This is a genomic window from Cohaesibacter marisflavi, assembly GCF_963665895.2.
Lineage (GTDB): Bacteria > Pseudomonadota > Alphaproteobacteria > Rhizobiales > Cohaesibacteraceae > Cohaesibacter > Cohaesibacter marisflavi.
The window spans coordinates 1,331,837-1,346,533 of sequence record NZ_OY762534.1; the positions used below are offsets into that span (position 1 = coordinate 1,331,837).

Annotated in this window: 8 protein-coding genes and 4 pseudogenes; 4 read left to right on the top strand and 8 right to left on the bottom strand. The window is 51.5% G+C overall.

Annotated elements, in window-relative coordinates; translation table 11 throughout:
* Positions 1-27: 27 nt before the first annotated feature.
* Entirely contained in the window at positions 28-693 is a 666-nt protein-coding gene (gene modB / locus ACKPCT_RS07115) for a molybdate ABC transporter permease subunit (RefSeq protein WP_319568799.1), read from the top strand.
* Positions 690-1,829, top strand: coding sequence for a molybdenum ABC transporter ATP-binding protein (modC, locus tag ACKPCT_RS07120; protein WP_319568800.1), 1,140 nt, complete (start codon positions 690-692; stop codon positions 1,827-1,829). Before modB ends, modC begins: the two co-directional genes overlap by 4 nt.
* 280 nt (positions 1,830-2,109) lie before the next feature.
* On the opposite strand, the pseudogene ACKPCT_RS07125 reads toward modC, so the two are convergent.
* Positions 2,110-3,540: pseudogene (locus ACKPCT_RS07125) on the bottom strand (IS3 family transposase).
* Between the two features lie 278 nt (positions 3,541-3,818).
* Here ACKPCT_RS07125 and ACKPCT_RS07130 point away from each other — a divergent pair.
* Positions 3,819-3,962 (top strand): annotated as a pseudogene (locus tag ACKPCT_RS07130) (transposase); the annotation flags it as partial.
* A 42-nt stretch (positions 3,963-4,004) separates the two neighbouring features.
* Positions 4,005-4,541 (top strand): annotated as a pseudogene (locus ACKPCT_RS07135) (IS66 family transposase); the annotation flags it as partial.
* 227 nt (positions 4,542-4,768) lie between these two features.
* Here the strand turns inward: ACKPCT_RS07135 and ACKPCT_RS07140 are convergent.
* The 7 genes and pseudogenes from ACKPCT_RS07140 to ACKPCT_RS07170 all read right to left on the bottom strand — a co-directional run.
* Positions 4,769-6,331 carry a hydantoinase B/oxoprolinase family protein gene (locus tag ACKPCT_RS07140; protein WP_319568802.1) on the bottom strand — a complete coding sequence of 521 codons (1,563 nt, stop codon included), beginning with the start codon at positions 6,329-6,331 and terminating at the stop codon, positions 4,769-4,771.
* 86 nt (positions 6,332-6,417) lie between these two features.
* Complete coding sequence (locus tag ACKPCT_RS07145) at positions 6,418-8,484, bottom strand: hydantoinase/oxoprolinase family protein (protein ID WP_319568803.1); 2,067 nt, start codon at positions 8,482-8,484, stop codon at positions 6,418-6,420.
* 104 nt (positions 8,485-8,588) lie between these two features.
* Positions 8,589-10,247: a hydantoinase B/oxoprolinase family protein gene (locus ACKPCT_RS07150; protein ID WP_319568804.1), complete on the bottom strand. Its 1,659-nt coding sequence runs from the start codon at positions 10,245-10,247 to the stop codon at positions 8,589-8,591.
* 3 nt (positions 10,248-10,250) lie between these two features.
* Positions 10,251-12,323: a hydantoinase/oxoprolinase family protein gene (locus ACKPCT_RS07155; RefSeq protein ID WP_319568805.1), complete on the bottom strand. Its 2,073-nt coding sequence runs from the start codon at positions 12,321-12,323 to the stop codon at positions 10,251-10,253.
* Positions 12,324-12,416: 93 nt separating this feature from the next.
* Entirely contained in the window at positions 12,417-13,217 is an 801-nt protein-coding gene (locus tag ACKPCT_RS07160) for a M55 family metallopeptidase (RefSeq protein WP_319568806.1), read from the bottom strand.
* Positions 13,218-13,246: 29 nt separating this feature from the next.
* Positions 13,247-14,320: a leucyl aminopeptidase family protein gene (locus ACKPCT_RS07165; RefSeq protein WP_407652480.1), complete on the bottom strand. Its 1,074-nt coding sequence runs from the start codon at positions 14,318-14,320 to the stop codon at positions 13,247-13,249.
* Positions 14,321-14,347: 27 nt separating this feature from the next.
* Positions 14,348-14,683 (bottom strand): annotated as a pseudogene (locus tag ACKPCT_RS07170) (M17 family peptidase N-terminal domain-containing protein); the annotation flags it as partial.
* Positions 14,684-14,697: the final 14 nt, after the last annotated feature.

The window sequence follows — 14,697 nt, forward strand, 5'->3', positions numbered from 1 at the left end:
CGATAAAGGGCAAGAAGGAGACTAGCATTGCTCGAGGCCATAATCCTGACACTGGAACTGGCGATCACCGTCACTATTCTGCTGCTGATCATCGGCACGCCGATTGCTTGGTGGCTCGCCAGATCGAAGAGCTGGTGGAAGGAGGTGGTCGGTACACTGGTCTCCCTGCCGCTGGTGCTGCCACCAACCGTGCTCGGTTTTTATTTGTTGCTGGCGCTCGGGCCGAACAGCATGCTCGGTCGCTCCATTGCGGCGGTGGTCGGGCACACCTTGCCCTTCACCTTCGCTGGCCTCGTCGTAGCGTCCATCATCTACTCCTTACCCTTCATGGTGCAGCCAGTGCGGAATGCCTTCGAGGCCATCGGAGATCGGCCGCTGGAGGTGGCTTCCACCCTGCGTGCGTCACCTCTGGATTGCTTCTTCTCCGTCGTGCTGCCGCTAGCAAGGCCCGGCCTCATCACAGGCACCATCCTCAGCTTTGCCCACACGGTGGGAGAATTCGGGGTCGTTCTGATGATCGGCGGCAATATCCCCGGCGAGACAAAGGTGCTCTCCATCGCCATTTATGATTATGTCGAAACACTGGAGTGGAACAAGGCTCACATTCTGGCAGGCGGCATGCTTGTCTTCTCCTTTCTTGTCATCTTCAGCACGACAACTATCGAGAAGCGTTTAAGGAGACGGATGCAATGACCGGCACTCATCCTCCGTACAACTTTCATATCGACCAGTCCGACGTGATCTCAGCCCGCTTCAAGGGCCCTCAGGGCAGCTTCAAGCTAGACGCAGCCTTCACGCTGCCTGCCGCGGGAATCACCGCTCTGTTTGGCCCCTCGGGCTGTGGCAAGACCAGCGTCCTGCGCTGTATTGCCGGGCTCAATGCCATGCAAGAGGGGTTCTTTTCCCTCAAGGGTGCCATCTGGCAAGACCAATCCCGCTTTCTGCCTGCTCACAAACGCCCCGTCGGTTATGTCTTTCAGGAAGCCAGTCTCTTTCCCCATCTCTCAGTCAAGCAGAATCTTGTCTACGGGCAAAAGCGCAGCCAACCTCTCAGCCCATCAGACACGGCCCGGCTAGATCAGGATGATGTCATCTCGTTGCTCGGCATCGGGCCCCTGCTCCAGCGTTCTCCCAACAAGCTCTCCGGCGGGGAACGTCAGCGGGTGGCCATTGGCCGCGCCCTTCTGTCCTGTCCCAGCATCCTGCTCATGGATGAACCCATGGCCGCGCTCGACCGCTTTAGCAAGAACGAGATCCTGCCCTATCTGGAGCGCCTGCACGATGAACTGAAGATCCCCATTCTCTATGTCAGCCATGACATCAGTGAAGTGGAACGCCTCGCTGACCATTTGGTTCTGATGCAACAGGGCACGGTCAAGGCCGCCGGACCTCTGCAGTCCCTCTTGTCCAATCCAGATCTGTCGCTCGCTCTGATGCCAGATGCCGCCTCCGTCCTTGGCGGCACTCTCTCCGCGATGGACGATGCCTTTGGCATCAGTACCATCATGGTCTCCGGACGTCCCTTTTATGTCCCCGGCGTCAAGGGGCCGATCGGACACCCCATACGTCTCAGGATCGAAGCCAGCGACGTCGCTCTCTCCCGGCATATGCCCGAAGGCTCGTCTTCCATCCTAAACACTCCGCCCGTCACCATTGAGACCATCCAGCCCTTCGGCGACCATATGGCCAACATATTCCTCACTCTGGGCGAAGATCTGGACAGACAGACCCTCATAGCCCGCATCTCAAACAAAAGCCTCCACGCCCTCGACCTGAGGACCGGCGACAGACTTCAGGCGATGATCAAATCTGTTTCAATGGTGAGGTAAGTGTGATTGCTCTACGCCCTGAAAACTGGATCGTTTTGAATAACAGTTTTCCGCGCTATTCTTCTGGCTGAGAGAAGGAGAGAAAGCGATAAAAGCATCGAAGTTTTCGGTCGCACAGAAGGCGTTTGTTTTGAATCTGGGTGATGATGGTGTACCCCGTTGCAGAGCTCTGCAGGAAGGCAGGAATCAGTCAGGTGACCTATTTTTGTCCGTCGTCGAATGCTTTGGGACTGATGTCTGTGGTTATGACTGGAGGGTTCAGCTCATCAGGTTTTTCGATTTAAGCGGCTTGTGATTTATGTTGCAAGCGGCGCCGTTGGATTGTCTTCTGTTTGATCCTTTGCCTTTGTTCCAGAATTGCCTGCCCTCTTCCGAAGTAAACGTCCGCTGGTGTGAGATTTCCAAGGCTCTCATGGTATCGGCAATTGTTATAGTGGTCGATGAATGCCGCGATCTCATTTTCCAGATCCGTCGGGAAGAAGTAGTTCTCCAGCAGGATCCGGTTCTTGAGTGTCTGATGCCAACGTTCGATTTTGCCCTGTGTTTGCGGATGACCTGGCGCATCATGTATCTGTTTCATAGATCGCTCTTCCAGCCAGTTTCCCAGATCCTCGGCGATGTAGCATGGGCCATTGTCCGACAACAGGCGCGGTTTATGTTCGACCTTCACGCTATCGCAGCCAGAAGCCTCAAGAGCCAAATTGAGGGTGTCGGTAACATCATGGGCCTTCATGGTGGTGCACAACTTCCAAGCCACGACATAGCGAGAGAAGTCATCAAGAATGGTGGACAGGTAAAACCAGCCCCAGCCGATAACCTTGAGATAAGTGAAGTCGGTTTGCCCGCTGCCCGGCAAGCGATGTTTCCATCGCTGAGAGGAGCATCTCGTTGGGACGGGTTGTCTTGTCCCGGAATTCATTATCAGCTTTCATGACGATAAATGCCGGAGACGTGATCAGATCATGAGCTTTCAGAAGGCGATAGACCGAAGCCTCTGAGACAAAACAACTTTCCTTGTCTGTGAAGGTCACAGCCAGTTCCCGTGGGGACAGCTCAGTCTCTTCCAGCGCCAACTCGACAATCTTATCACGGACATCATCATCAATCCGGTTCCAGACCCGTGAAGGTGCGGAGCTGCGATCTTCCAGCCCTTCAACACCATCGATCAGGAAACGGTCGTACCAACGATAGAATGTTGATTTAGGAATGCCCAACATCTTCAATGTTCGAGTGACCGGCAGATGGGATTCTTCGACAAGGCGGATGATCTCATGCTTCTCGGATGCGGGATACCTCACTCTTCTTCGCCCCCATCCACTGACCGGCAGTTGATTGCAAAGCAATCAATGAGAGGGATCGATCATACTTTTTTAAGCAGGCGGAGCTCAAGTGTTTGCTCAGCGACAACTTCCTCAAGGTCCCGAGCCTCCTTGCGAAGCGTCTTCACTTCATCGCTGGTGGCAGCACGAGCCGTATCTCCGGCCAGTCGCTTCTTGCCAGCCTCAAGGAATTCCTTCGACCAGGTGTAATAAAGGCTCTCGGAGATACCTTCGCGGCGGCACAGGGCGGCGATACTGTCTTCGCCACGCAAGCCGTCCAGCACAATGCGGATCTTTTCTTCTGCCGAATACTTCTTCCGGGTCTTGCGGCGGATGTCTTTGATGGTTTTTTCTGCGGACCAGATTTCTGTCTCATCTTCGCTTCCTTTGATAGAGCTACGATGAGCCAAAATCCTCCTTTGTCAAATCAACCCAATCTGTCCCATAGGTGCTGAGACGGAACAAAACACCAGATTCAACCATAGCTCCAAATTCTAATCCATCAAGCAAGTCACCAATTCATTCAGAAATCCTATCGCTCAACAAACACCATCAGATAATCGTTAGCCACCTCTCATTCATAATCCATAAACGCTGTTCTCGCCCCACGTTGCGACCACTGGCGAGATCTGCAATGAGATCTTTATATTGATATTTATGGAGTATCTCCATGGAAAGTACAGCGGAGTTTCTCACTCCTTCGCGGTGTGCGCGCGGAAGGCCACGCAAGTGGGCGGACGAGGAGAAGGCGCAGATCGTCTCGGAAAGTTTTCAGCCGGGTGCTCGTGTCTGTGATATTGCCAAGCGGCATGGGGTTCGACCAAACCATCTCTCCGCATGGCGTAGACAAGCGCTCCGAGGCAAGCTGGTCGAGATCACGCGCGCCGGCACAGCTCCCATTGCGCAGGAGGGCATCGAAGGGATTGCAGCCCTATACCGCATTGAGGCTGAGATCAAAGGCATGGATGCTGATACGAGGCTTGCGATACGGCGGGAAAAGTCGGCGCCTTTGATCACAGACCTGCAAGCCTGGCTCACACAGCACCGCGTTCGTATCTCAAAGAAATCGCCACTGGGCCTGGCGCTGGCCTATATCGCCCAATACTGGGAAGGGCTTTGCCTGTTCCTCACCGACGGGCAGATCGAGATCGACAACAACAGTGTCGAGCGGACAATCAGGCCAATTGCCCTCAATCGCAAGAACGCACTCTTTGCCGGTCATGATGCGGGAGCCGAAAACTGGGCGATCATTGCCTCGCTCATCGAAACCTGCAAACTCAATGGCATCGATCCCCATGCATGGCTGGCACGAACGCTCAAAGCCATCTTCAATGGTCACAAGCAGAGCAACATCGATGAGCACCTTCCCTGGAACTGTCCCCGCAACGTGTGAGCAAAACAGCGGTTACGACCATCCGAACACCAAACCCGATTGAAAGCACTTTTGCCACAATCCACCATAGCACCAAACGAACAAAAGGCCGCCGCTTAAAACCACTCAATCTCTAGAGTCGACAATAGCTCCTATTTGTTTCTACAACTTTAAAGTAAGACGCGATACACAGTGTTCGATTATGCCGTGTATCGCGTAGCAGCTATTGGCTTTGTTTCAGCACGGGTTTAATCCACGCTTCCCCAGCCACCACCGTTTGCTGTGTCGATCAGAACTTCATCACCGAGATCTAGCTTGATGTTGGAAGCAAAGGCATAGGTTTCTATTTCACCGGACGGACGTTTGACACGGATTGTATTGAAGCCTCCTTTTTCTCCTCCTGCAACGGACCAGACTGGCACATTCGTGTGAGAATAGCCTGCGGACATTACTGCTTTTGCACGCGGTTGGTAAGAAGTTGTCATGCCACGCCCTCCTTTATAGAGGCCGTTTCCCAGAGGGCTCTCTGACAAGGCTTTCCAGCCAACATCAATGCCATAACGGGCCTCGCAGATTTCTACAGGACAATTGAATGTGTCTCCATGGTTAGGAGAATACATTGCGTCAAGTCCATTGCGTTCGCTGGTTGCCCCCCACCCCCCCATTTGAGGCTCAACCATTGTGTAGCTGCGGCCGGTTTCTGGATGAACGCCCGCAATCACTGTGCCGCAAATAGAACCAAAACTGCCGGAAGGCAGGCGTTTGGGCATTTTTTGCGCCATGCCTTGCCAAAGCATGTCTGAGAGGCGAATACGCGTTTCCGAGTAGTATCCGTGAGCCGCTGGTTCATGAGGATCAAATATGGAGCCTTTACGCGTGATGACCTTCAGAGGTCGGAATGAGCCTGCGTTTGCAAAAAGTGTCGGATCGGTAAGAACCTTGAAAATCAACTGGCATGCTATGCGGGCGCCATCATGAGACGTGTTGAAGGGCCCTTCCCTTTGATCCGGAGCATTCGTCAGGTCAACAGTCAGGCTTTTTGGAGTAATGTGAATGTCTGCATGCCATTCATCACCTTCATCTTGCAAGGCAGATACATGGAAGGAACCTTCAGGAAGCTTGCTCAGGCCGTCCAGAGCCCTTGCTTCACCAATATCAAAGGCTTCATTGATTGCAGCTTGAAGTTCCTCAGGTCCATAGCGCTCGGCCATTTCCTTTATGGGTTTGGCTCCGCGTCTACCTGCTGAGACTTGTGCCCATAGATCCCCCATAACAAAGTCTGGCAGACGTGAATTTACCGAGATAATTTTGAAGACAGAGTCTATTTTCTGGCCTTTATCAAACAGTTTGACAGCAGGCAGGCGCAGTCCTTCCTGGAGGATTTCCGTTGCGTCTGCGGCCATGGAGCCCGGCGTTTTGCCGCCAACGTCATTCCAGTGAGCAATTGATGCTGTCCAAGCTACACGTGTATCGCCATGGAAAACAGGTTCGGCCACGACCACGTCATTTAGGTGAGTTACGCCTCCCCAATAGGGGTCATTGGTTATGAAGACATCGCCACTATTGATGTCTTCACCATAGATTTCGATAATCTGCTTTACCGCCTTGTCGAGCACGCCGACAAAACCGGGAATACCAGCTCCGGACGAAACGATATCACCGTTGGTATCTGTAATGCCCGTTCCGACATCAAGCACTTCATAAATAATCGGACTCATCGCTGTTTTTCTCAGAACAGCGAACATTTCTTCTGCTGCGGCTGTAAGGCCGGCCTGAATGACTGCGCGCGTGAATGGATCGCTAGAAGCCATGATTTTCAATTCTCCTTTTTGGCTCACCTCAAAGAGGATCTGAACCAGCAGGGCCGGAGCTTTCTCTGGCCAGAAAATGGGATAATCTAGATCTGGATGACGAAGTTGCCCCAAGAATCGACAACCACTTTGTTATCGGGATGGATAACGATCGTTGTGCCGGGATCTTCGATAATCGCAGGGCCGGAAAATGTCATGCCGGCCATTAGCTTCGCGCCATCATATATATCAGCTTGATGCTTTCCTTCCGTTGCGAAGTCCACATGTCGGCGGCCCTTTAAAGCATCACTTGCCGGAGCTTTGGTCGGATTCTGTCGGTTCGGTTGCAATTTACCGACTTCGGCAGAAGCAATTATGTGAAGTCCGACCATCTCAACCGGCGCGTCAAGGCGATATGTATATTCACGTTCATATGCTGCGTGAAAGTCCTCAACGATCTTTTGGAGATCTTCTATCGTCAAGTGACCACCAACAGCCACTTCCGTTGTATGCTCCTGATTTTGGTAACGGAATTTGCCATAGCGTTTAAACCGTATAGAAGTTTCAGGTATGCCCTCACCGACAAATTTTGCCTTTGCTTCTGCTTCAAGAGACAGGAAGCGCTGTTCGATTTGTGGGATGGATTCTCCGTTCATGTCCGAAAGAGCTGTCAGAAAATAGTCGCGGCGCAAATCGGACATCATCATGCCCCAAGCCGAGAATACCGATGCTCCGGCGGGTACAACGACCTTCTTGACGCCGAGTTCTTTGGCCAAAGCGACAGCGTGCATGGAGCCTCCGCCTCCGAAAGCAACCATAGTAAACTCGCGCGGGTCATGGCCTCTATTAAGTGAAACCAACTTAAGCGCATTGATCATATTGTTATTGGCGATACGAATAATGCCCCGTGCAGCCTCATCCTGATCAATGCCCAGACGGTCTGCCAGCTTTTGCAAAGCTGCCCCTGCTGCTGCGACATCCGCGTTGACTGATCCGCCGCAGAAATAGTCCCGGTTGATGCGATTTAGCCACAGGTTGGCGTCGGTTGTTGTTGCGTCTGTGCCCCCTCTGCCATAGGCCGCTGGCCCTGGTGATGCACCAGCAGACTGAGGGCCCACGTTGAGCTTGCCATAATCGTCTACCCAGGCGATAGAGCCTCCACCATTGCCAATTTCAACCAGATCGACAACAGGCACCATAATTGGATAACCCGCTGATGACTTGTCTCGCTCGATCCAGTAGTCTGTCATGATGGTGACTTCGCCGTTCTCGATGAGCGAACATTTTGCCGTTGTGCCACCAATATCAAGAGCGAGAATATTTTTTTCACCAATGAGCTTTCCAAGCTCTGCTGCACCCCAGAAGCCAGAAGCAGGTCCGGATTCGACCATCGTGATTGGTATCTGGGCCGTTGCTTCCAGCGTATCTACGCCGCAGTTGGATTGCATGACATAGAGTTGACCGTTGAAACCGTCAGAATGAACGCCGGCTTCTAGTCTATGTAGATATTTCTCGGCTACGGGCTGCACATAAGAAGAAAGGACAGCAGAATTGGTCCGTTCATATTCTCGCCATTCCCGGCTAATCTGATGCGAACCAACAGCAGAGATCTCGGGGCAAAGCTGTTTGAGCTTCTCTAGCACGGCAATTTCATGGGCTGGGTTGGCATAAGAATGCAGAAGAGAAACGGCAATAGCTTCTACGCCATTGGCTTTGAAGGTCTCAACGATTTCCTGCAAACAGGATAGATCTAATGCTTCGGTTTCCTCGCCCATGTAATTCATACGGCCCGGGATTTCCAGTCGCAGTTCCCTTGGAACAAAAGGCTCTGGTTTTTCATAATAGAGATTGAAGAAATCAGGCCGGTTACCTCTGGCAATCGCCAAGATATCGCGAAAGCCTTTTGTTGCAATGAGCCCGACTTTTACGCCTTTTCGTTCAGTAAGCGCATTGATGACAACCGTTGTGCCGTGTGCCATGACATCGACACTTGAAAGATCAACCCCACCCTTTTTCAGCACATTGAGCACTCCTTGCTCAAAGTTCGGTGGTGTTGTGTCTGATTTGGCCGTGATGATCCGGCTCTCTTTGGTTGCGTGATCGATTTCGAAACTGACAAGGTCAGTAAAGGTTCCACCGACATCTGTTGCGATGCGGACAGTTTTTCCGCTCATTTTGTTTCTCCTTACGATGCCCTGTGCCTAGGAAAATTGAGGCCACTCGCCCTGCGGGGTGGCGAGTGGTCTTGTGGGTGCTGTTTATAAAAACGAGACCTCGATTATTTCCAGTTGTAGATCTGAGTGGCCCGTTCTTTGGTCAGGTAGCCATTGCGTAGATCGTTCTCTATTGCTTTGGGATCACGATTTTTCGGATCGCCACATCCGCCTCCATTTGCTGTAACAACACGGATGACGTCACCTTCGTTAACCTGCACATTTGTCGCAAAAGAATAGCGCTCTTTACTGCCATCTGTTCTCACAACCTCGACATAGTTTGTCGAGCCATCGAACCCTCCATCAACGCCCCATGGCGGGATTCGAGATCGTGTATAGCCGACGGACATGAAATTGTTGTCGACTCTCACACGGTAGTGCAGCTCAATGCCTTTGCCTCCACGCCACTGACCTTCTCCTCCTGGCTCGGAGTTGAGTGAAAAGCGGTCGACAATCATGCCGTAGCGGGCCTCTGCAATTTCGGCCGGACAATTGAATGTTTCTCCATGGAACCCGGAAAACTGTCCCGATATGCCGTCAAATCCATGCCAGGCACCCCAGCCACCAACCTCGGGTTCAACAATCGTGAAATGGCGTTTGCTATCAGGGTGCTCACCACCAACGACCGTTCCGCAAATGGACGCAAAGTTGCCTGCTGGAATGATGGCAGGATAATGGGTCGCCAGTGCTCTGAGGATTAAATCAAATAGGCGTATTTCTGTTTCGGAATAATAGCCCATAGCGCCGGGTTCTTCGACGTGGAAAACAGTTCCGGGTTTGGTGATGACTTCAAGTGGACGAAAGAACCCGCCGTTACCCGGGCCGTCAGGATCGATAAATGCTTTAAAAGCCAATTGAGCTGCAATGATCGTTCCGTCTCTTGATGAGTTTGATGAACCCTTTTGTTTGGGATTGTCAGAAAGATCTATGGTGAACAGGTCATCGGCGATGTCTATGCTCACTTTATAGATGTCGCCGTTGTCTTGTTCTTCTTCAAAACTGAATGTGTTTTTTTCAATATTCGATAGCCCGTCTCGGGCGCGACGTTCCCCAAGTTCCATATAGTTATCAAGAGCGGCCACAAAGGTATCTGCGCCATATTTTTCGACCAACTCCAGAACGCGTCTCTCCCCCGTTCGCAAACCGGCAATTCCCGCCCAGAGGTCTCCCCGCAAGAAATCCGGCAGTCGTGAATTGACAATCATTATGTCAAATACGGCTTTGTTCTCGACACCAGATTCAAACAGCTTGACTGCAGGAATGCGTATTCCTTCTTGGAAAATTTCTTCAGCATCGGCAGACATGGAGCCGGGTACATTGCCGCCGACATCGTTGTAATGGGCGATATTGGCTACCCAGGATACGATCCTTCCGTTTGAAAAAATCGGCGCGGCTAAAACCATATCATTGAGGTGGGTGACACCCCCGTAAAATGGATCATTCGTTGCAAACACGTCGCCCGGCTTTATTTGGTCAAGCGGGAATTTGGCGATCAAGCCTTTTACCGACTTGTCGAGAACACCAATAAATGCTGGGATTCCGGCACCCGTAGCAGCTACGTCGCCTGCGGGGCCGAGCACTGCGGTAGACATATCCAATACTTCATAGATGATAGCGCTCATCGATGTCTTGCGTTGGGCTACGAACATCTCATCAGCAATTGCTACCATGGCATTCTGGATGATGTCGAAGGTGATAGGATCGAATTTTTGCTCCTTCGTCATGTCTTAGTCCCTTATCTCGATATGTGTGTTGCCGTAGGCGTCTATATGGACCCGGTTGCCCGGATGAATGACGATGGTTGTGCCTGAGTCCTCGATAATGGCAGGGCCACTGAAACTCATGTCCGGTTCGAGTTTGTCACCATTGTAAATGGTGGCCTCGTGAACGCCTTCCATGGCGTAGTCGACCTTTCGCGTTCCCTTGACCGCATCAGCAAGAGAGGCTCCGGTTCTTTGTTGAGGAACAATCTCTAGTTTGCCAACTTCGGCGGATGCTATGAGGTGAATGCCGATAATTTCCATCTCTGCATCAAGGCGATAGCAGTATTCACGCTCGTAAATGCCATGGAACTGTTCAATAGCCAGTGCCATATTTTCTTCAGACATGACTTCGGGTTCGATGGGCACCTCAACTGCGAATTCCTGATTTTGGTAACGGCAACGCAATTGTGGGTGCAGCGTGATCTTGTCTGCTGTCAGGCCTTCCTTACTAAATTCCTTGTAAGCGAGATGTCGTACTTCTTCGAATAAAGTGTTGAGGGCTTTGACTTCGTTTTGGCCGATGAGGCGGGTAACAAAATAGTCGCGCCGCAGATCGGACATCATCATGCCCCATGCCGAGAAAACTGGTGCGCCACGCGGAACGACGACCTTTTTCATGCCCAGTTCACGCCCCAATGCTACACCGTGCATTGGCCCGCCACCCCCAAAGACCACCAGAGTGAAGTCTCGGGGGTCATATCCACGATTAATGGAAACCAGTTTTAGGGCGTTGACCATGTTAGCGTTAGCTATTCGGATGATACCTCTGGCGACTTCGCTTTTGTCTAGTTTAAGCTTGTCGGATAGCTTATCGAGGGCGAGGTCAAGCGCAGGCATGTCAGCATTAACAGTACCGCCGCAGAAATAGTCTTTGTTGATGCGCCCTAGATATAGATTGGCGTCGGTTGTGGTTGCATTATGCCCGCCGCGGCCATAGGCGGCTGGACCTGGGCTGGCTCCAGACGATTGGGGGCCGACGTGCAATTTTTCATATTCGTCAACCCATGCAATAGATCCGCCGCCATTACCGATTTCGACCAGATCGACGACCGGAACCATGATCGGATATCCTGCAGATTTCTGATTCCGTTCAATCCAGTAATCCGTCTTGATAGTCACCTGTCCGCCAGAGATCAAAGAGCATTTTGCTGTTGTGCCTCCAATGTCGAGCGCCAGAATGTTCGGCTCGCCAATAATGCGCCCAAGTTCTGCTGCGCCCCAGAAACCGGAGGCTGGACCTGATTCTACCATTGTGATCGGGACTGACTTGATGGCTTCCAGAGAATCCACGCCGCAGTTTGATTGCATGACAAACAGGTTGCTATCATACCCCCTGCTCTGAAGGCCAGTTTCCAGTTTTTCAAGATAGCGCTGTGCTGCAGGCTGAACGTAGGCGGACAAAACGGTCGTATTTGTCCGCTCATATTCGCGCCATTCTCGAGTAATTTGGTGGGAGCTAACTGCCGGTATTTCAGGCCAGAGGGATTTGACGGCTTCCATCACCTGTTGTTCGTGAACAGGATTGGCGTAAGCATTCAGCAGACAAATCGCTACGGCTTCAACACCTTCGGCCTGAAAGTCCGCAAGAATTCCTTCCAGATCAGAGATATCAATCTGTGAAATTTCATTGCCTTTATAATCGATGCGGCCTGCAAGTTCTCGGCGCAGGTAGCGCTCAACGAAAGGCTGAGGTTTGCGATATTTTAGGTTGAAGAAATCTGGTCTGTTACCGCGCCCGATCTCCAGAACATCTCTAAAACCCTGCGTGGTAATCAGACCGACCTTAGCTCCTTTGCGCTCTGTCAGTGCGTTAATAACCACGGTGGTACCATGAACGAAAAATTCGACTTCGGTTATATCCACTTCTGACTTTGCAATTACGTTCAGAACACCTTCCTCGAAATTGGGTGGTGTTGTATCTGATTTTGCTGACAGGATAGTCTGCTTGCCAGTTTCCAAATCTGTTTCAAAGAAAACCAGATCTGTGAATGTGCCACCAACGTCTGTGGCAACGCGGGAAATCTTGTTTGATGTCAACTTTGGCTCCATTCATTTGGCCCCGATATTACTGCGGAGGTCAAATCTCTTTCGTGTGATTTATCTCGCCATTTTGGTTGGCGATTTAATTTGTTATTTCATAAAGTGGTAGGCGCGTAGAATTTCAAAAAAGTGCTTGTGTTCAAAGGCAATTGTTCTCGGGCTATGGCTTTTCGCCCCAGGGTACCAACTGGCCTTATAAGCATCTTCAGGGTTATTGAATTCTATAATGAGTTCAAAAGACGGGGCGATCGGCGGCAACATTGCCGAGGTGTCTTTGGCAAGGACAGCCGCAATGCCGGAGCGAATTTCTGATCTGGATTTTCTCGGCGCGATGGAATTGGTTGACGGACCGACGCCAATCAATGTTTCTACCGTTGCGATACCGTGTACAAAGGCTTGGGCGTCCTGACATATGCCCTGATCGCCAGACAGAAATACTGAAGGTACGTCATATCTTGCTGCGCAAAGAGCGTTTAGGGTGAATTCCGAAGCCACCTCGCCATTCAGCAACACGCGATAAATGCGCAAATTCGATGTATGGGCCAACGGATTGGTTTCGGTCCCAGCTTTGGAGTGATACCCGGTGTAGATAGCCGCATCGTAGTCTTCGGAAAGTCCAAACATCATTGCGTCTGGATGACCAGACCAGTTGCGAATTATTCGGGCATATTCGGGAAGGCGCTCCAGTATGATATTGCGGCCGGTTGCATGAGCGTCCTTGATGAGAACTTCCTCTGCACCGGCCTCTCTGGCGCCTTCACAAGCGGCGATAACTTCTTCGGTCATCAAAGACTGGATCTGAGAATACTCTCCGGGGACATGGCGTCTGGCTTCATCCCAGAAGTTGATACCCGCAGTTCCCTCTATATCTGCACTAATGAAAACCTTCATCTTTATCCCTATCGTCTTGAAGGAACCTGTCAGGCGATAAGCCGAGCCAGATTGGCTAGAGTTTCAGTTCCAAATCCGGTCCCCCCTGGGGGTGCAAATGCGGATTCAGCACCCGCATAGGCCGGTCCACCGACGTCGATATGAGCCCACTCGACACCGTCATCAATGAAATTTTCCAAAAAGGCTGCCGCGATCGAAGCGTTGCCGTAGGTCACACCCGGCCAGTTGAGCATATCTGCGAAATCCGATTTCAGCTGAGCATGGAAGGCTTCATCGATTGGCATCGGCCAAACAAGCTCACAGGCGCTGTCTGCTGCCTGTTTGACTGAACTCAGCAGTGTTTCGGCATTGCCATAAATTCCTGCGTAGCGGGTTCCCAATCCGATCTGTACGGCATAGGTCAGTGTCGCAATGTCAATCACTTTACGCGCTCCCAACTGGCGCTGGGCATAGCTTAGGCAGTCAGCAAGTACCAATCGCCCTTCACAATCAGTGTTTCGCACCTCGACGGTTTGTCCGTTGTAGGAGCGCAGGATATCTCCTGGCCGGATAGCCGAACCGCCGGTCATGTTTTCTGCAAGGCCAATTACTGCAACGATATCGCCTTTGAATCCGTTCTTGGCTAGCGAAAGCATGGCGCTGGTCACAACAGCCGCTCCAGCCATGTCGCCTTTCATCTCCCACATTCCCATAACAGATTTGACATTGACGCCGCCGGTATCAAAACAGATACCTTTTCCGATAAGCGCTGCAGGCGCCGATTTTCCTTTGCCGATGGTCATGACTACAGCACAAGGGGGATTGTCCGAGCCCTGCCCGACACCCAGCAGGAGGCCCATGCCTTCTTTTTGCAAGGCTTTCTGATCCAGCAATTGCGTCTTGATACCTGCTTCCTCGCAGGCAGAGATCACACGGGCAGCCATTTTTAACGGAGGTAATTCATTGGCAGGCTCGTTGACCAGATCACGCGCAAAATGGATAGCATCAACGTCAACTTTTAAACCGTTGAGTGTTGTGTCGGAAAGGTCTTCGGTGCCGCAATACGAAACTGATTTGACCAATGGTTGTGGGGCTTTGTAAACATCAAAGCTGTAAGCTCTCATGGCTAATCCGCGCAGTATTTCGAGCGCGTGCCTTTCTGTCCAAAGTGCAATGTCTTCTGCTGCACAAGCGTCGGGAGCCGCCGCTATTGTTGCTCCTATTTCACGGAACTCTCTGGGAGTTTCTGCTCCTCTGGCTCCTACCAGAATGATCCGTTTATGAGAGGTTCCCGCGGGTGCCGGAATGGAAAGAATTGCCTTCTTTTCAGCTGTGAATCCGACTGCTGAGATGGCTCTTGTAATTTGGTCTGCAACCGGTTCTCCCAGAGTTGAAACCAGAGTTTCGGACAGCTTTGTTTCGCTCAGAACAAGAACCAGAGAGTTGCTTGATCCGCAATTTGATATTGATGTGCAAGAAATTTTCATTTCGTGCCAACTCC